The organism is Salibacterium sp. K-3, assembly GCF_054052005.1.
The window spans coordinates 26518-43442 of sequence record NZ_JBSVZE010000004.1 but is presented as its reverse complement, the minus strand read 5'-3'; the positions used below and the strand labels follow the sequence as shown (position 1 = coordinate 43442).

At 49.1% G+C, this 16925-nt stretch carries 15 protein-coding genes and 1 other annotated feature; all 15 genes read left to right on the top strand.

Annotation, left to right across the window (positions count from 1 at the left end; genetic code table 11):
- Nucleotide 1 precedes the first annotated feature (1 nt).
- The 15 genes from ACW9JV_RS18900 to fusA all read left to right on the top strand — a co-directional run bounded on the left by ACW9JV_RS18900 (nucleotide 2) and on the right by fusA (nucleotide 16862).
- Nucleotides 2-514: an NYN domain-containing protein gene (locus ACW9JV_RS18900; protein ID WP_457337377.1), complete on the top strand. Its 513-nt coding sequence runs from the start codon at nucleotides 2-4 to the stop codon at nucleotides 512-514.
- 78 nt (nucleotides 515-592) lie between these two features.
- Nucleotides 593-1243 carry an RNA polymerase sporulation sigma factor SigH gene (gene sigH / locus ACW9JV_RS18895; RefSeq protein WP_457337375.1) on the top strand — a complete coding sequence of 217 codons (651 nt, stop codon included), beginning with the start codon at nucleotides 593-595 and terminating at the stop codon, nucleotides 1241-1243.
- 369 nt (nucleotides 1244-1612) lie between these two features.
- Entirely contained in the window at nucleotides 1613-1807 is a 195-nt protein-coding gene (gene secE, locus ACW9JV_RS18890; protein WP_457337373.1) for a preprotein translocase subunit SecE, read from the top strand.
- Nucleotides 1808-1863: 56 nt separating this feature from the next.
- The gene (gene nusG, locus ACW9JV_RS18885; RefSeq protein WP_457337371.1) at nucleotides 1864-2397 is read left to right on the top strand and encodes a transcription termination/antitermination protein NusG; all 534 of its coding nucleotides are present in this window, start codon (nucleotides 1864-1866) and stop codon (nucleotides 2395-2397) included.
- 203 nt (nucleotides 2398-2600) lie between these two features.
- Nucleotides 2601-3023, top strand: a complete 423-nt coding sequence (gene rplK, locus ACW9JV_RS18880; protein WP_090927723.1) for a 50S ribosomal protein L11 — start codon at nucleotides 2601-2603, stop codon at nucleotides 3021-3023.
- Between the two features lie 115 nt (nucleotides 3024-3138).
- On the top strand, nucleotides 3139-3837 hold the full coding sequence (gene rplA / locus ACW9JV_RS18875; protein ID WP_457337368.1) for a 50S ribosomal protein L1: 699 nt from the start codon (nucleotides 3139-3141) through the stop codon (nucleotides 3835-3837).
- Between the two features lie 60 nt (nucleotides 3838-3897).
- Nucleotides 3898-4051, top strand: a sequence feature (ribosomal protein L10 leader region).
- 40 nt (nucleotides 4052-4091) lie between these two features.
- Nucleotides 4092-4592, top strand: a complete 501-nt coding sequence (gene rplJ / locus ACW9JV_RS18870) for a 50S ribosomal protein L10 (RefSeq protein ID WP_457337366.1) — start codon at nucleotides 4092-4094, stop codon at nucleotides 4590-4592.
- A gap of 61 nt (nucleotides 4593-4653) precedes the next feature.
- Nucleotides 4654-5019, top strand: coding sequence for a 50S ribosomal protein L7/L12 (gene rplL, locus ACW9JV_RS18865; RefSeq protein WP_457337364.1), 366 nt, complete (start codon nucleotides 4654-4656; stop codon nucleotides 5017-5019).
- 131 nt (nucleotides 5020-5150) lie between these two features.
- Nucleotides 5151-5750, top strand: coding sequence for a class I SAM-dependent methyltransferase (locus ACW9JV_RS18860; RefSeq protein ID WP_457337362.1), 600 nt, complete (start codon nucleotides 5151-5153; stop codon nucleotides 5748-5750).
- A 354-nt stretch (nucleotides 5751-6104) separates the two neighbouring features.
- The gene (gene rpoB / locus ACW9JV_RS18855; protein WP_457337360.1) at nucleotides 6105-9641 is read left to right on the top strand and encodes a DNA-directed RNA polymerase subunit beta; all 3537 of its coding nucleotides are present in this window, start codon (nucleotides 6105-6107) and stop codon (nucleotides 9639-9641) included.
- Between the two features lie 102 nt (nucleotides 9642-9743).
- Nucleotides 9744-13361 carry a DNA-directed RNA polymerase subunit beta' gene (gene rpoC, locus ACW9JV_RS18850; RefSeq protein ID WP_457337358.1) on the top strand — a complete coding sequence of 1206 codons (3618 nt, stop codon included), beginning with the start codon at nucleotides 9744-9746 and terminating at the stop codon, nucleotides 13359-13361.
- Between the two features lie 77 nt (nucleotides 13362-13438).
- The gene (locus ACW9JV_RS18845) at nucleotides 13439-13690 is read left to right on the top strand and encodes a 50S ribosomal protein L7ae-like protein (RefSeq protein WP_457337356.1); all 252 of its coding nucleotides are present in this window, start codon (nucleotides 13439-13441) and stop codon (nucleotides 13688-13690) included.
- 110 nt (nucleotides 13691-13800) lie between these two features.
- A complete protein-coding gene (rpsL, locus tag ACW9JV_RS18840) occupies nucleotides 13801-14214 on the top strand; it encodes a 30S ribosomal protein S12 (protein WP_457337354.1) in 414 nt (137 codons plus the stop codon).
- A gap of 35 nt (nucleotides 14215-14249) precedes the next feature.
- Complete coding sequence (gene rpsG / locus ACW9JV_RS18835; RefSeq protein WP_457337352.1) at nucleotides 14250-14720, top strand: 30S ribosomal protein S7; 471 nt, start codon at nucleotides 14250-14252, stop codon at nucleotides 14718-14720.
- 63 nt (nucleotides 14721-14783) lie between these two features.
- A complete protein-coding gene (fusA, locus tag ACW9JV_RS18830) occupies nucleotides 14784-16862 on the top strand; it encodes an elongation factor G (protein WP_457337350.1) in 2079 nt (692 codons plus the stop codon).
- The last annotated feature ends 63 nt before the right edge of the window (nucleotides 16863-16925 follow it).

Sequence of the window (16925 nt, the reverse complement as noted above, 5' to 3'; positions counted from 1 at the left end):
AATGAAAGACATACTGCTCGTGGATGGATACAACATGATCGGTGACTGGCCGGAGTTAAAGCATTTACGCGACAAAAACCTGGAAGAAGCGAGAAGCCTCCTTGTGCAGAAAATGGCGGAATACCGGGCATATAAGGGCTGGGAAATAAAAGTGATATTTGACGCTCATATGGTCGAGGGAGCAGGGCGTGTGTATCAGGAACACCTCGTGGAGGTCATATATACAAAAGAGAACGAAACGGCAGATGAGCGCATTGAGAAACTCGTCGGAGAGTTAAAAAATATAGAAACAAGAGTGCACGTTGCCACCTCGGATTATGCGGAACAGTCCTTCACCTTTGGAAGTGGTGCTCTCCGCAAGTCCGCCCGTGAGCTGCGGGTCGAAATGGAAATGGTGGAACAAAACATATCCAGGGAAGTAACAAAGCAGGCAAGGCAGGAAAATATGTCGAATTTTCCCCTTTCCCGCGAAATAGCTGAAATTTTTGAAAAATGGCGTCGAGGCGGCCGTTGAGCTGTTGACGCCTTCATAACCATTGCTATATAATGTTGCTATATCTTCATACAATCAGTCGAGGGCGGAGGGATTGTATTGGGTCTTGACCTCAAAGAAACCGGACATCCATATACCGGCAGAACAGAAGACGAACTACTCGTCCGGCATGTGCATTCCGGAGACAGCCATGCGCTGGAATTTCTCATTAATAAGTACAAGAACTTTGTCCGGGCAAAAGCCAGATCCTACTTTTTGATCGGCGGCGATCAGGAGGATATTGTGCAGGAGGGAATGATCGGCCTGTACAAGGCGGTCCGTGACTATAAGGGGGACAAGCTTTCATCATTCCGGGCTTTTGCCGAACTTTGTATCACCCGGCAGATCATTACTGCTATAAAAACAGCGACACGCCAGAAACATATGCCGCTGAATTCCTATGTATCGCTGGACAAGCCTTTGTATGAAGAAGAGTCGGAGCGGACGCTTCTCGATGTGCTCTGTGAATCCAGCGGGAGTGATCCGGAAGAGCTTCTTGTGAACCAGGAGGAGTATCATGCGATTGAAGGCCGGATCAGCGAGGTTCTCAGTGAACTGGAACAGAAAGTGTTAATGTTATATCTGGATGGGAGGTCCTACCAGGAAATTTCGGGAGAACTGAAACGCCATGTGAAATCTATTGATAATGCGCTGCAGCGTGTGAAACGTAAATTAGAGAAGTGTGTCGAAGTAAAAGGTGTCGGTTCTTAATGCAGAGAGAGACCTTCATTTTTAAAAAAGAACAGTAAGCGCTTTCAAAAATGCATATATGATGGCAGCCGGTCTGTCTTCTGGAAGAACGTGTCATATTCAATTGACACGTTTTTCTCTTTATGATAAAGTGATTTAGCGTATGCAGAGTGGTCGTATAACGACAGAGACTCAATGCGGAAGAGAAAGTAGAAGTATCCAGGGTTTTGGAAACAATGGAATAACCGGAAGAAACAAACCGCATTGAACGGACGACGCAAAATGAGAGCGGTTGTTTTTTTATTTGTGCACAAAAATAGACAGACAGCGTGAACAGAGGAGAAAGGCGGCCGCCTGAAGCGGCGGTGTGACTGGTTTGGAGGTGGCTGTATGGCTGACGGAACAAAAAGCCCGGTGAAATTCCTGCGTGAAGTAGGAAAAGAGATGAAGCGCGTCACCTGGCCGACAAAAAGAGAGCTGACAAAATACACGATTGTCGTTTTAGTGACGCTGGTGTTCTTTGTTATCTTCTTTGCGGTTGTGGATCTGGGATTATCAGAGCTGGTTCGAATTATCCTGGAATAAGGAATGAGTAGAAGGCTCCGAACAAAAGGAGGGAAGGACGGACCGTCCAGTAAATAATGGAAATGAATTGGTATGTGGTTCACACCTATTCCGGTTATGAAAATAAAGTGAAAACAAACCTGGAAAAGCGTGTCGAATCCATGGAAATGACGGATAAAATATTCCGGGTGCTTGTGCCGGTGGAAGAAGAAACAGAAGTGAAAAACGGGAAGTCAAAACAGGTCATGCGAAAAGTCTTTCCGGGATATGTCATTGTGGAGATGGTCATGACGGATGACTCCTGGTATGTTGTACGCAACACACCGGGTGTGACAGGCTTTGTCGGATCGACAGGAGCTGGTTCGAAGCCGACCCCGCTGCTTCCGGAAGAAGTGGAACATATTCTCCGCCAGGCCGGGGAGCAGGAGCCGAAAGCTGAAACAGAATTTGAACTGAAAGAAGCGGTAAAGGTGACAGAAGGTCCGTTTGCCGACTTTACCGGCACGATCGAGGACATCAATGCAGAGAAACAGAAGATAAAAGTACATGTTAACATGTTCGGGCGGGAAACCCCGGTTGAACTTGAATTCACCCAGGTGGAAAAAATATAAGAAAAGCGAAAATGCCAAAACGTATCAACTTCTTACCTTTATAAAAAACCCTTGCGGTACATGATGTGAAGTGATAAGATTTTAATGTTTGGTATTCATAATGATAAAGAACGGCAGGGACAGCCCTGCAGCGTTCTTTCAATGAGTGGGAGGACGTTTCACCGTCCGCTCAACCACATCACGGACTAAGGAGGTGTATGTGCGTGGCTAAAAAAGTCGAGAAAGTAGTAAAGCTTCAGATTCCTGCCGGCAAAGCAAACCCGGCACCGCCCGTTGGTCCGGCGCTCGGTCAGGCAGGCGTGAATATCATGGGATTCTGTAAAGAATTCAATGCTCGCACGGCAGATGAAGCAGGAATGATCATTCCTGTTGAAATTTCTGTATACGAAGACCGTTCTTTTACTTTCATCACAAAAACTCCGCCCGCTGCCGTTCTTCTAAAGAAAGCAGCCGGCATTGAAAGTGGTTCCGGCGAACCGCATGTGAATAAAGTAGGATCGGTTACAAGTGATCAAGTGCGCGAAATCGCGGAAACAAAACAGCCTGATCTGAACGCGGCTGATCTGGATGCGGCGATCCGCATGGTTGAAGGAACAGCCCGCAGCATGGGGCTTAACGTAGAATAAGAACATTGCCTTGCCTGAGGTTGCGACTTCCTTTCCCGTCCGGAAAGGATACCCGTTCGCAACCTTTAAAAGTGGGAGGTCTGACCGTTATAACCACAATCGAGGAGGAATAACATTGGCTAATAGAGGTAAAAAATATCAAGACGCTGTCAAGCTGATTGATAAAGAACAGGAATATAATACCGAAGAAGCCATCGAACTGGTGAAAAAAACATCTATCGCAAACTTTGATGAGACAGTGGAAGCTGCTGTCCGTCTCGGCCTGGATCCGCGTAAAAACGATCAGCAGCTCCGCGGGGCTGTGGTCCTTCCGCACGGAACAGGGAAAACACAGCGTGTCCTTGTGTTTGCCAAAGGCGATAAAGCACAGGAAGCCGAGCAGGCCGGGGCTGACTATGTAGGGGAGGAAGACCTCGTCAATCAGGTGCAGCAGGGCTGGTTTGATTTTGACGTGGTGATTGCCACCCCCGATATGATGGCCCAGGTCGGTAAGCTTGGTAAGATTCTCGGACCGAAAGGACTTATGCCGAACCCTAAGACCGGCACGGTAACGATGGATGTAACCAAAGCGGTGGAAGAAGTAAAAGCCGGTAAGGTGGAATACCGGGTTGATAAATCCGGAAACATCCATGCCCCAATCGGAAAAATTTCCTTTGAAACCGAGAAGCTGGCTGAAAACTTTAAAGCATTGGTGGATGCACTGGTGAAAGCAAAGCCGGCGGCAGCAAAAGGTACGTACGTGAAAAACACAGCTGTTGCCTCCACCATGGGACCGGGAGTATCAGTCAGTACTTCCACACTCAACTTGAAATAAAGGATTGACTGTCAGGAAAAAAACCGTTAGACTTATGAGCGGTATACAACGTACTGACAAGAAGATATCGTGAACGTACCGCAGACAGCAGGTGCACCCCGTGCTTAATTTCCTGCCGAGGTCGTTTTTGGACATCCTTTTTCCGGAAAGGGAAGGATGGGTAAAGACGGACCGCCTTCATGTCTGTGGACATGGAGGCTTTTTATATGGTTTTGTCTGTGGTCGGTGCACAATGAGAGCAGGAGGTGTAAAGGATGAGTGCAGTCATTGAACAGAAACAGCAGGTTGTTCAGGAGATCGCTGATAAACTGGAGAACAGTGTTTCCACTGTTATTGTTGATTACCGCGGCCTGAATGTTGAAGAAGCTACGGAACTGCGTAAACAGCTGCGTGAAGCGGGAGTGGACTTTAAGGTTTATAAAAACACCATGGTCCGCCGTGCTACCGAAAAAACGAATCTGACGGAACTCGATGAGTTTCTGCTGGGTCCGACCGCTGTTGCAACCAGCACAGAAGATGTCGTAGCTCCTGCCAAAATCATCAATAATTTTGCTAAAGAGCACGAAGCACTTGAGATTAAAACCGGGGTTATTCAAGGCCGTGTGGCTTCCCTCGAAGAGATCAAAGAACTTGCAAGCCTCCCTTCCCACGAAGGACTTGTTTCTATGCTGCTTAACGTGCTGCAGGCTCCGATCCGCAACTTTGCGCTTGCTTCCAAGGCCGTTGCCGATCAAAAAGAAGAAGAAGGCGCATAAACGAAAAACAGGCACGGTTTCACGTGCCGGATAAAAGATATTTATTAAAGGAGGATCTACAATGAGTAAAGAACAAATCATTGAAGAAATCAAAGAAATGTCCGTTCTTGAACTGAACGATCTTGTAAAAGCTATTGAAGAAGAATTCGGTGTAACCGCAGCTGCTCCGGTTGCTGTCGGCGGCGGAGGCGACGCTGGTGAAGCAGAGGAAGAACAGACTGAATTCACCGTCGTACTCGAAGATGCAGGTTCCTCGAAGATCAATGTGATCAAGATTATCCGTGAGATCACTGGTCTCGGCCTGAAAGAAGCAAAGGCACTTGCTGACGGCACTCCGGAAACACTGAAAGAAAATGTAGACAAAGAAGAAGCAGAAGACCTTAAAGGTCAGCTTGAAGAAGCAGGTGCAACAGTAGAACTGAAGTAAGCGGCAGAATATGTCTGCAGAGAGCTTTCTCTTTTTCATAGAGGAAGCTCTTTTTATTACACTGTTTTGTTTTGAGGGGCGGAACGGCTGTTTATGAAGATAGCAGGACATAAAAAGGACGTGAGCAGGGAATGACAAACCACTATTTTAAGAATAATCCCGGGTTGCATAGTGAAGAAAAAACGATAAATGCGGTGATGCGGGGACGCAACATGTCGTTTATCAGTGACCACGGTGTGTTTGCCAGAAATGAGGTGGATTTTGGCACTCGGCTGCTCGTTGACGCATTTACCTGGCCGGAACAGGATGGAGATATTCTCGATATGGGGTGTGGATACGGCGCGGTTGGTATCTGTCTTGCGCGTGAAACAACGCGCACTGTATGGATGGCGGATGTGAATGAGAGGGCGCTGGGGCTTGCGGAACGAAACGCGGAAGCAGAAAGACTGCACAACATCATTGTGTTGAAGAGCGATCTTTTTTCATCGGTTGAAAAAACAAACTTTTCGTCGATTGTAACGAATCCGCCGATACGAGCAGGAAAGCAGACTGTGCACAAACTGTTTGAAAAAGCATATGACCATCTGGCTTCCGGCGGTTCATTCTGGACGGTCGTTCAGAAAAAGCAGGGAGCTCCGTCAGCAAAAGAAAAATTGATGTCGATGTTTCCGCGCGTCGATGTTGTAACAAAACAAAAAGGGTATTATATTTTCTGTGCAAAAAAGAATTGACCATGTATCGGTGTTGTGTTAACATTATTTAATGCATATAAGTGTCCTTGTTTATTTGTGCGCAGACATCTTTGTATTTATGTTTACTTATTGTACCATGTATAAATAAAACAAGGGTAGGGAAAAATAGTATAATCAGTCTGACAGATGGGAAATAGTGGTTCTTTCGTGAAGAAGAAACCATTTTTTTCTTTGTGGGAAAAGGTCAGCCACTGAAAGAAATGATAACATGAAAATCCTGTGCCCCTCGGTATTTCAGGACTTTTGTGTTTCTATAAGTATAGCGCCGCCACGGGGTTATTTTTAGCCTGTAAAAACAGGTTGACATTATGTGATATTTAAGGGGTGACTTAGTTGACAGGTCAACTTATTCAGTTTGGACGCCACCGCCAGAGAAGAACGTATGCCCGTATTAACGAGGTGCTGGATCTTCCGAATCTTATTGAAATCCAGACCGCGTCGTATCAATGGTTTCTTGATGAGGGTATCCGGGAGATGTTTCAGGATATTTCCCCAATCGAAGATTTTACAGGGAATCTGGTTCTGGAGTTTATCGACTACAACCTTGGTGAACCAAAGTATTCCATGGACGAATCGAAGGAACGTGACGTAACCTTTTCTGCGCCTTTGCGCGTCAAAGTTCGTTTAATGAACAAAGAGACCGGCGAAGTGAAGGAACAGGAAGTATTTATGGGTGATTTCCCGCTGATGACGGATATAGGTACGTTTATCATCAATGGTGCCGAACGTGTCATCGTATCCCAGCTGGTTCGTTCCCCGAGTGTGTATTTTAATGAGAAAGTGGACAAGAACGGGAAAAAAGGACATACTGCCACCGTTATTCCGAACCGTGGAGCGTGGCTGGAGCTGGAAACCGACGCCAAGGATGTTGTGCACGTCAGAATCGACCGCACCAGAAAAATTCCTGTAACTGTGCTGCTCCGCGCACTTGGATTCGGATCTGATCAAGAGATCATTGACCTGCTTGGGGAAGATGAGTATCTTCGCAACACCCTCGAAAAAGACAATACGGAAGGCAGTGAAAAGGCACTGCTCGAGATTTACGAGCGTCTGCGCCCCGGTGAGCCCCCGACTGTTGACAGCGCAAAAAGCCTGCTGAACACAAGATTCTTCGATCCTAAGCGCTATGACTTCGCGAATGTCGGCCGTTATAAAGCGAACAAGAAGCTTCACATCAAAAACCGGCTTTTTAATCAACGTCTTGCAGAGACGCTGGCTGATCCGGAAACCGGTGAAATTCTGGCTTCTGACGGTGATTTGCTGGACCGGCGTACGCTTGACCGCCTGATGCCGTATCTGGAGAACAATCTCGGATTTAAACGGTATTCGGTGGCCGGCGGCGTTATTGAAGAAGCAGATCTGGATGTGCAGTCCATCAAAATTTACCCTCCGGAAGAACAGGAGGAAGATAAAGCGATCCAGGTCATCAGCAACGGCAATATCGACCGTGATGTAAAGAATATTACGCCGGAAGATATGGTTGCCACCATCAACTACTTTTTCAACCTGCTTCATGGAGTCGGGTTGACCGACGATATTGACCACCTCGGAAACCGCCGTCTCCGTTCCGTCGGGGAACTGCTGCAGAATCAGTTCAGAATCGGCCTTTCCCGTATGGAAAGAGTGGTGCGGGAACGGATGTCCATTCAGGATCCGAGTTCCATCACACCACAGGCGCTGATCAATATTCGTCCGGTTATTGCTTCGATCAAGGAATTCTTCGGAAGCTCCCAGCTTTCGCAGTTTATGGACCAGACGAACCCGCTTGCGGAGTTGACCCATAAACGGCGTCTTTCTGCACTCGGCCCGGGTGGTTTAACCAGGGAGAGGGCAGGATTTGAAGTCCGTGACGTCCATTACTCCCACTACGGCCGTATGTGTCCGATCGAAACACCGGAGGGGCCGAACATTGGTCTTATCAACTCTCTGTCCAGCTACGCCAAAGTCAATGAATTTGGATTTATTGAGACGGCATACAGGAGAGTGGATCACGAGACGGGTGTTGTAACGGAAGAATGTGACTATCTGACGGCAGATGAAGAAGATAACTACGTTGTTGCACAGGCAAACGCGACCCTTACCGAAGACGGGAAATTTGCCGACGACAATATTATTGCCCGTTTCCGCGGGGAGAACACACACGTTCCGAAAGAAAAAATCGATTATATGGACGTTTCCCCGAAACAGGTCGTTTCTGCAGCAACAGCCTGCATTCCGTTCCTTGAAAATGACGACTCCAACCGTGCACTGATGGGCGCGAACATGCAGCGTCAGGCTGTACCGCTGCTTGAGCCGGAAGCACCGCTTGTCGGAACCGGCATGGAATACGTTTCAGCTAGAGACTCCGGAGCTGCGGTTGTTGCACGGACCAAAGGAATTGTGGAACGCGTGACAGCCCGCGAGATCTGGGTGCGCCGCATTGAAGAGGTGGACGGCAAAGAAGTGGAAACCGACCTCGATAAATATAAAATGTCCAAACACATCCGTTCCAACCAGGGAACCAGCTACAACCAGCGCCCGATTGCCAAAGAAGGCGACCGGGTGGAAAAAGGTGAAGTTCTTGGTGACGGACCTTCTATGGAAAACGGGGAAATGGCGCTTGGGCGTAATATTCTCGTCGGTTTTATGACATGGGAAGGCTATAACTATGAGGATGCGGTTATTCTGAGTGAGCGTCTTGTGAAAGACGACGTTTATACGTCCGTCCACATTGAAGAGTACGAATCCGAAGCGCGCGATACAAAGCTCGGTCCGGAAGAAATCACAAGAGACATTCCAAATGTCAGTGAAGATGCTTTGAGGGATCTCGATGACCGCGGCATTATCCGAGTTGGCGCAGAAGTGAAAGACGGCGACATTCTGGTCGGAAAGGTCACTCCGAAAGGAATGACGGAATTAAGCGCCGAAGAACGCCTGCTGCACGCCATCTTTGGAGAAAAAGCACGTGAAGTCCGTGACACATCCTTGAGAGTGCCTCACGGCGCGGATGGTATCGTTCTTGATGTGAAGATATTCAACCGCGACGACGGGGATGAACTGCCTCCGGGTGTAAATCAGCTCGTCCGGGTCTACCTTGTGCAGAAGCGTAAAATTCATGAAGGCGACAAAATGGCGGGGCGCCACGGAAACAAGGGTGTTATTTCAAGAATCCTGCCGGAAGAGGATATGCCGTTCCTTCCAGACGGAACACCAATTGAAATTATGTTGAACCCGCTCGGGGTACCGTCCCGTATGAACATCGGCCAGGTGCTGGAACTTCACCTTGGAATGGCAGCCCGCGAATTGAACCTGCACATGGCAACTCCTGTTTTTGACGGAGCAAGGGAAGAAGATGTGTGGGAGACAATCCAGGAAGCCGGCATTGCCCGGGACGGTAAGACAGTGCTTTATGACGGACGCACCGGGGAACCTTTTGACAACCGTGTTTCTGTCGGCGTGATGTACATGATCAAGCTGGCACACATGGTTGATGATAAACTTCACGCCCGTTCCACCGGTCCTTATTCCCTCGTCACCCAGCAGCCGCTCGGCGGGAAAGCACAGTTCGGCGGACAGCGTTTTGGTGAAATGGAAGTCTGGGCCCTGGAAGCGTACGGAGCTGCCTACACGCTGCAGGAAATTCTCACGGTCAAATCGGATGATGTTGTCGGCCGTGTAAAAACGTACGAGGCCATCGTCAAAGGGGAAAACGTACCGGAACCCGGCGTACCCGAATCGTTCAAAGTCTTGATTAAAGAACTGCAGAGTCTCGGGATGGACGTGAAAATGCTGTCCAGTACGGAAGAAGAAATTGAAATGAAAGAACTGGATGATGAGGAAGAGTCCAGCGGCACGCTGAATCTAAAACTGGAATCCAGCGAAAACGCCTGAGGCAGATTCCGGAGAAACACTGGAGAAGCGCTCTGAACGGACCGCTTCTCCCGCCCCTGCTGCCTACCGCTATCCCAAAGTTTTGAAAGGGAGGTTGACCCCTTGATAGATGTGAATAATTTTGAATATATGAAAGTCGGTCTCGCATCCTCGGATAAGATGCGTTCCTGGTCCCGCGGAGAAGTGAAAAAGCCGGAAACGATTAACTACCGTACGCTGAAACCGGAAAAAGACGGCCTGTTCTGCGAAAGAATTTTCGGGCCGACCAAAGACTGGGAATGCCACTGCGGAAAATATAAGCGTGTCCGTTATAAGGGTGTTGTATGTGACCGCTGCGGCGTAGAAGTTACCCGCTCCAAAGTAAGAAGGGAACGGATGGGTCATATTGAACTGGCGGCGCCGGTTTCCCATATCTGGTATTTCAAAGGCATCCCGAGCCGTATGGGTCTTGTACTCGATATGTCTCCGCGTTCACTGGAAGAAGTTATCTATTTTGCTTCTTATGTTGTGACCGATTCCGGCGACACACCGCTGGAATATAAGCAGCTGCTGTCTGAACGGGAATACCGTTCCTATTACGATAAATACGGTCGGAGCTTCACTGCTAAAATGGGTGCCGAAGCCATCCGTAAAATCCTGCAGGACATCGACCTTGATAAAGAAGTTAAAATGTTGAAAGATGAGTTGGAGACTGCTCAGGGCCAGCGCCGCACGCGGGCTATCAAAAGGCTTGAAGTACTGGAATCCTTCCGTCATTCCGGGAACGACCCGGCTTGGATGATCCTCGATGTACTGCCGATTATCCCGCCGGAAATCCGTCCGATGGTGCAGCTGGACGGAGGCAGATTCGCTACTTCCGACCTGAACGATCTGTACCGCCGCGTGATCAACCGTAATAACCGGTTGAAGCGGCTGCTTGACCTTGGAGCTCCGAATATTATTGTGCAGAACGAAAAACGGATGTTGCAGGAAGCCGTTGATGCGCTGATAGACAACGGCCGCCGCGGACGTCCGGTAACAGGTCCGGGGAACCGTCCGTTGAAGTCCCTTTCCCACATGCTGAAAGGAAAACAGGGGCGTTTCCGCCAGAACCTGCTCGGCAAACGTGTTGATTATTCCGGCCGTTCCGTTATTGTCGTAGGTCCGAGCCTGAAAATGTATCAGTGCGGACTGCCGAAAGAAATGGCGCTCGAGCTGTTTAAACCATTTGTTATGAAAGAACTTGTAAGCCGGGGTCTTGCTCATAACATCAAGAGTGCAAAACGGAAAGTGGAGAGAGTCCACGATGAAGTGTGGGATGTGCTGGAAGAAGTAATTAAAGAGCATCCGGTACTCTTGAACCGGGCACCAACCCTCCACCGTCTCGGCATTCAGGCCTTTGAGCCGACCCTGGTGGAAGGCCGCGCGGTCAAACTTCACCCGCTTGTGTGTACAGCATATAACGCGGACTTTGACGGGGACCAGATGGCGGTTCACGTTCCGCTTTCCGCTGAAGCACAGGCAGAGGCACGGATCCTGATGCTGGCCGCCCAGAACATCTTGAATCCGAAGGACGGAAAGCCGGTTGTTACGCCGTCCCAGGACATGGTACTGGGTAACTATTACCTCACTCTGGAACGCGAAGCGGCTACCGGGGAAGGATCTGTATTCAAAGATCCGAATGAAGCGCTGCAGGCTTACCACAGCGGCTATATCCATCTTCACACGAGAATAGCGCTGCCGGTATCGAGTCTTGGCAAGCCCAACTTTACCGAAGAGCAGAACGACAAACTGCTTCTGACGACGGTTGGTAAAATTATCTTTAATGAAATTCTGCCGACTTCCTTCCCGTATGTTAACGAGCCGACAGGAACCAACCTGGAAGTGGCAGTGCCGGAACAGTATATTGTTGATAAAACAACGAATGTCGCTGAAGAATATAAACAGCGGGAGCTTGTATCGCCGTTTAAAAAAGGCTTCCTTGGAGATGTCATTGCGGAAGTGTTCAAAAAGTTCCAGATCATCGAAACATCCAAGATGCTGGACCGCATGAAAGACCTCGGTTTTTACTACTCAACGAAAGCCGGTATTACTGTAGGTATTTCAGACATCGTGGTACTGGAAGACAAACAGGACATTCTTGACGATGCCGAGGGTAAGGTTGAGCAGGTCATGAAGCAGTTCCGGCGCGGTCTGATTACCGACGAAGAACGTTATAACAAAGTCATTTCGGTATGGAGTGACGCCAAGGATACCATCCAGGAAAAACTGCTGAATTCCCTGTACACACTGAACCCGATCTTTATGATGAGTGATTCCGGAGCCCGCGGTAACGCGTCCAATTTCACACAGCTGGCCGGCATGCGCGGTCTGATGGCGAACCCGTCCGGAAGAATCATTGAACTTCCAATCAAATCAAGTTTCCGTGAAGGCTTGACGGTGCTTGAATACTTTATTTCCACCCACGGGGCCCGGAAAGGACTGGCAGATACGGCGCTTAAGACAGCGGACTCCGGTTACCTTACCCGCCGCCTGGTGGATGTGGCACAGGATGTCATTGTTCGTGAAGATGACTGCGGTACGGACCGCGGCCTCGAAGTAACGGCCTTGACCGAAGGTACAGAAGTCATTGAAAAGCTTCAGGACCGTCTGACAGGGCGCATGGCGTTCAAGACCATCCGCCATCCTGAAACCAATGAGGTGCTGGTTAAAAAAGGTCAGTTAATGAATGAAGAGAAAGCAAGAGAAATTGAAGAAGCGGGTGTGCAAAAAGCAACGATCCGTTCTGTCTTCACCTGCGACACCCGCCACGGCGTCTGCAAGAAATGCTACGGCAAAAACCTTGCCACCGGTTCCGACGTCGAAGTCGGAGAAGCTGTCGGCATTATTGCCGCACAGTCCATCGGCGAACCGGGTACCCAGCTTACAATGCGTACATTCCATACCGGCGGCGTAGCAGGAGATGACATCACGCAGGGTCTGCCGCGTATCCAGGAGCTCGTGGAAGCCCGGAATCCGAAAGGGCAGGCGGTTATTTCCGAGCTTGAAGGGGAAGTAGTGGATATTAAAGAGCAACAGGGCAAAAAAGAAATAACCGTACAGGGCAGCCTGGAAACAAGAAGCTACACTACTGCCTACGGAGCCCGTATGAGAGTGGACACCGGAGATACGGTAAAACCTGGTGAAGCGTTGACGGAAGGTTCTATTGATCCTAAAGAACTGCTCCGTTACACCGGCGTGCAGGAAGTGCAGCGCTATCTCCTGAAAGAGGTACAGAAAGTTTACGCCATGCAGGGGGTTGAAATCAGCGACAAGCACATTGAAGTTATGGTCAGTCAGATGCTTCAGAAGATCAGAGTCGCTGATCCCGGTGATACAGAAGTGCTTCCGGGATCCATGGTGGAAATCCACCACTTTGACAATGCCAACGAGAAAGTACTCGAAAACAGCGGACGTCCGGCAGTCGGCCACCCGATTATTCTCGGAATCACGAAAGCATCGCTCGAGACGGATTCATTCCTTTCGGCTGCTTCCTTCCAGGAAACAACCCGGGTGCTCACAGATGCTGCCATCAAAGGAAAACGCGACGAACTGCTCGGCCTAAAAGAAAATGTCATCATCGGCAAGCTTGTTCCGGCGGGCACCGGTATGCAGCGTTACCGCTCACTGGAAATGGATAAACCATCGGAACAGGAAGCCGAAATTGTGGAAACGGATGAAGAGACGGTTCCGCAGAATTAAAATAGTGTTGACATCTTCCTGGAGCGGTGATATGCTGTCAAAGTGCGCCTAACACCCTGTGCTTTGGAGGATGCAGAATGTCTTATGAAAAAGTTTCACAGGCGGATGAGGTTTTAATTGGAACGAAGCAAACGCTCAAAGCGCTGGAAGCAAACTTCGTCAAAGAAGTAATCGTAGCAGGGGATGCTGAAAACAGGGTTATCAGTAAGGTCCTCCTGACAGCCGAATCAAAAGGAGTTCCTGTGCACACGGTGGATTCCATGCGCAGGCTGGGCAAAGTCTGCGGCATTGATGTCGGAGCGGCTGCGGTTGCACTGAAAAAGCAATGATGTTTTTGCTGGCAGGCACTATCCTGCCGGCAAAAACTTTACTTTTGCTTTACAATGAACCACCTGGAACGGTGGTCTTAAAAACATCAGTATAGAAGGGAGGCAGAACGATGCCGACAATTAACCAATTGGTACGGAAAGGACGTCAGGTGAAGACCAAAGGATCTGACTCCCCCGCACTGAATAAAGGGTATAACAGTTACAGAAAAATCCCGACCGATCAGAATTCCCCGCAGAAGCGTGGAGTCTGCACCCGTGTCGGAACGATGACGCCGAAGAAGCCGAACTCGGCACTGCGTAAATATGCTCGTGTGCGTCTTACCAACCAGATTGAAGTCACGGCCTATATCCCTGGAATCGGCCACAACCTTCAGGAACACAGTGTTGTGCTGATCCGCGGCGGCCGTGTTAAGGACCTGCCGGGTGTGCGTTACCACATTGTCCGCGGCGCACTTGATACCGCCGGGGTACAAAACCGTAAGCAGAGCCGTTCAAAGTATGGTACGAAGCGTGCCAAAAAATAAGGAAATTAAAAAAGAACGAAAGGAGGAGTTGACTCATGCCGCGTAAAGGACCAGTACCACGCAGAGATGTCCTGCCGGATCCGCTTTACAATTCCAAGCTGGTAACCAGACTGATCAACCGTATTATGCTGGACGGCAAGAAAGGGAAGGCCCAGAACATTCTTTACAAAGCTTTTAATCTTGTTGAGGAAAGATCGGGTAATGATCCGATGGAAGTATTCGACCAGGCATTGAAGAATGTTATGCCGGTTCTGGAAGTTAAAGCACGCCGTGTCGGCGGAGCGAACTACCAGGTACCGATCGAAGTAAAACCGGACCGCCGCACGACACTCGGACTCCGCTGGATTGTCAGCTATGCCCGTCTCCGCGGGGAGAAATCGATGGAAGAGCGTCTGGCCAATGAAATTCTGGACGCTTCCAATAATACGGGCTCCGCTGTGAAAAAGCGTGAGGATACGCACCGTATGGCAGAAGCGAATAAGGCATTCGCTCATTACCGCTGGTAATCGTATCGTACCAAACACCCTACTAATTAATTAGTTATGGAAGAAAGGAGAAATTGAAAGTTCATGGCACGAGAATTCTCCTTAGAAAAAACTCGTAATATCGGGATCATGGCTCACATTGATGCCGGTAAAACCACTGCTACAGAACGTGTTCTGTATTATACGGGACGTATCCATAAAATCGGGGAGACACACGAAGGTGCTTCCCAAATGGACTGGATGTCCCAGGAACAGGAACGCGGAATCACGATCACTTCTGCTGCAACGACAGCACAGTGGAAGGGTCATAGAATTAACATTATTGATACGCCGGGCCACGTCGATTTTACTGTAGAGGTGGAACGTTCCCTTCGTGTGCTGGACGGTTCTGTTGCAGTTCTGGACGCACAGTCCGGAGTGGAGCCGCAGACGGAAACGGTATGGCGTCAGGCTACTACCTACCATGTTCCGCGGATTGTCTTCGTAAATAAGATGGATAAGGTGGGGGCGGACTTTCTATATTCCTGCTCTACACTGAATGACCGTCTTGACGCGAATGCCCACCCGATTCAGCTGCCGATTGGTGCGGAAGACAATTTTGAAGGCATCATCGACTTGATCAACATGGAAGCATACTACTACATGGATGATCTTGGTACACGCGCGGAAGCTCGTGAGATTCCGCAGGAATACCGGGAGCAGGCGGAAAAATACCGCGAATCTCTTGTAGAAGCTGTTGCTGAATTTGATGAAGACATGATGATGAAATATCTCGAAGGCGAAGAAATCAGCACAGAGGAAATTAAATCAGCTGTCCGCAAAGGAACACTGAATGTTGAGTTCTATCCTGTTCTATGCGGTTCCGCTTTTAAAAACAAAGGTGTTCAGCTGATGATCGATGCTGTCATTGATTATCTTCCGTCCCCGCTCGATGTACCGCCGATCAAAGGTATCCTTCCGGACAGCGAAGAAGAAGTCGAAAGAGAAGCAGACGACGAAGGGCCGTTTTCCGCGCTTGCATTTAAAGTCGCAACAGACCCTTATGTCGGGAAGCTTACATTCTTCCGTGTGTATTCCGGGAAGCTGAATGCAGGTTCCTATGTCCGGAACTCAACGAAAGATAAACGGGAACGTGTCGGTCGTATCCTTCAGATGCACGCCAATTCCCGTGAAGAAATTTCAACCGTGTATTCCGGTGATATCGCCGGCGGTATCGGATTAAAAGATACAGGTACCGGGGATACTCTATGTGATGAGAAAGACAGGGTTATTCTGGAATCCATGGACTTTCCGGCACCGGTTATCAACTTGTCTGTGGAACCTAAATCAAAGGCCGACCACGACAAAATGGGTATTGCCCTTGCGAAACTTGCTGAAGAGGATCCGACGTTCCAGACAGAGACAGATGAAGAGACAGGCCAAACCATTATTAAAGGAATGGGAGAACTGCACCTCGACATCATCATAGACCGTCTGAAGCGTGAATTTAAAGTGGATGCCACCGTTGGTGCACCGCAGGTTTCCTACCGTGAAACGATTCGTGAATCCGCCAACGCGGAAGGCAAATTCGTACGCCAGTCCGGTGGACGCGGACAGTACGGCCACGTCTGGGTCACATTCGAACCGAACGAAGAAGGCGCCGGGTTTGAATTTGTGAACAAGATTGTCGGCGGTGTGGTTCCGAAAGAATATGTATCCTCTGTTCAGCAGGGCATTGAAGAAGCGCTGGATAATGGTCTTCTTGCCGGATATCCGATGGTCGATGTTAAAGCCACGCTTTTTGACGGGTCCTACCATGATGTAGACTCCAACGAAATGGCCTTTAAAGTGGCCGGCTCTATGGCCCTGAAAGAAGCGAAAAACCATTGTAAGCCGGTTCTTCTTGAACCACTGATGAAAGTGGAAGTGATTATGCCGGAAGATTACATGGGAGATGTTATGGGAGATATCACTGCCCGGCGCGGACGTGTCGAAGGCATGGAAGCACGCGGTAAATCCCAGGCAATCAAGGCATTTGTTCCATTATCTGAAATGTTCGGCTATGCCACAAACCTGCGTTCCATCACGCAGGGCCGGGGTAACTACACGATGTTCTTCGACCACTATGAAGAAGTGCCGAAGTCCATTGCTGAAGAAATCATCAAGAAGAACAGCGGTGAATAATTTCGTGTAAATGATTGTCTCTACATTTGTTTTATTGTAAGCTGAGGAAGGTGATTCCCGAGA

Coding starts and splice junctions, on each gene's coding strand:
- ACW9JV_RS18900 (WP_457337377.1), top strand. CDS start 2: ATGAAAGACATACTGCTCGTGGATGGATACAACATGATCGGTGACTGG.
- secE (WP_457337373.1), top strand. CDS start 1,613: ATGGCTGACGGAACAAAAAGCCCGGTGAAATTCCTGCGTGAAGTAGGA.
- nusG (WP_457337371.1), top strand. CDS start 1,864: ATGGAAATGAATTGGTATGTGGTTCACACCTATTCCGGTTATGAAAAT.
- rplJ (WP_457337366.1), top strand. CDS start 4,092: ATGAGTGCAGTCATTGAACAGAAACAGCAGGTTGTTCAGGAGATCGCT.
- rplL (WP_457337364.1), top strand. CDS start 4,654: ATGAGTAAAGAACAAATCATTGAAGAAATCAAAGAAATGTCCGTTCTT.
- ACW9JV_RS18860 (WP_457337362.1), top strand. CDS start 5,151: ATGACAAACCACTATTTTAAGAATAATCCCGGGTTGCATAGTGAAGAA.
- ACW9JV_RS18845 (WP_457337356.1), top strand. CDS start 13,439: ATGTCTTATGAAAAAGTTTCACAGGCGGATGAGGTTTTAATTGGAACG.
- rpsL (WP_457337354.1), top strand. CDS start 13,801: ATGCCGACAATTAACCAATTGGTACGGAAAGGACGTCAGGTGAAGACC.
- rpsG (WP_457337352.1), top strand. CDS start 14,250: ATGCCGCGTAAAGGACCAGTACCACGCAGAGATGTCCTGCCGGATCCG.
- fusA (WP_457337350.1), top strand. CDS start 14,784: ATGGCACGAGAATTCTCCTTAGAAAAAACTCGTAATATCGGGATCATG.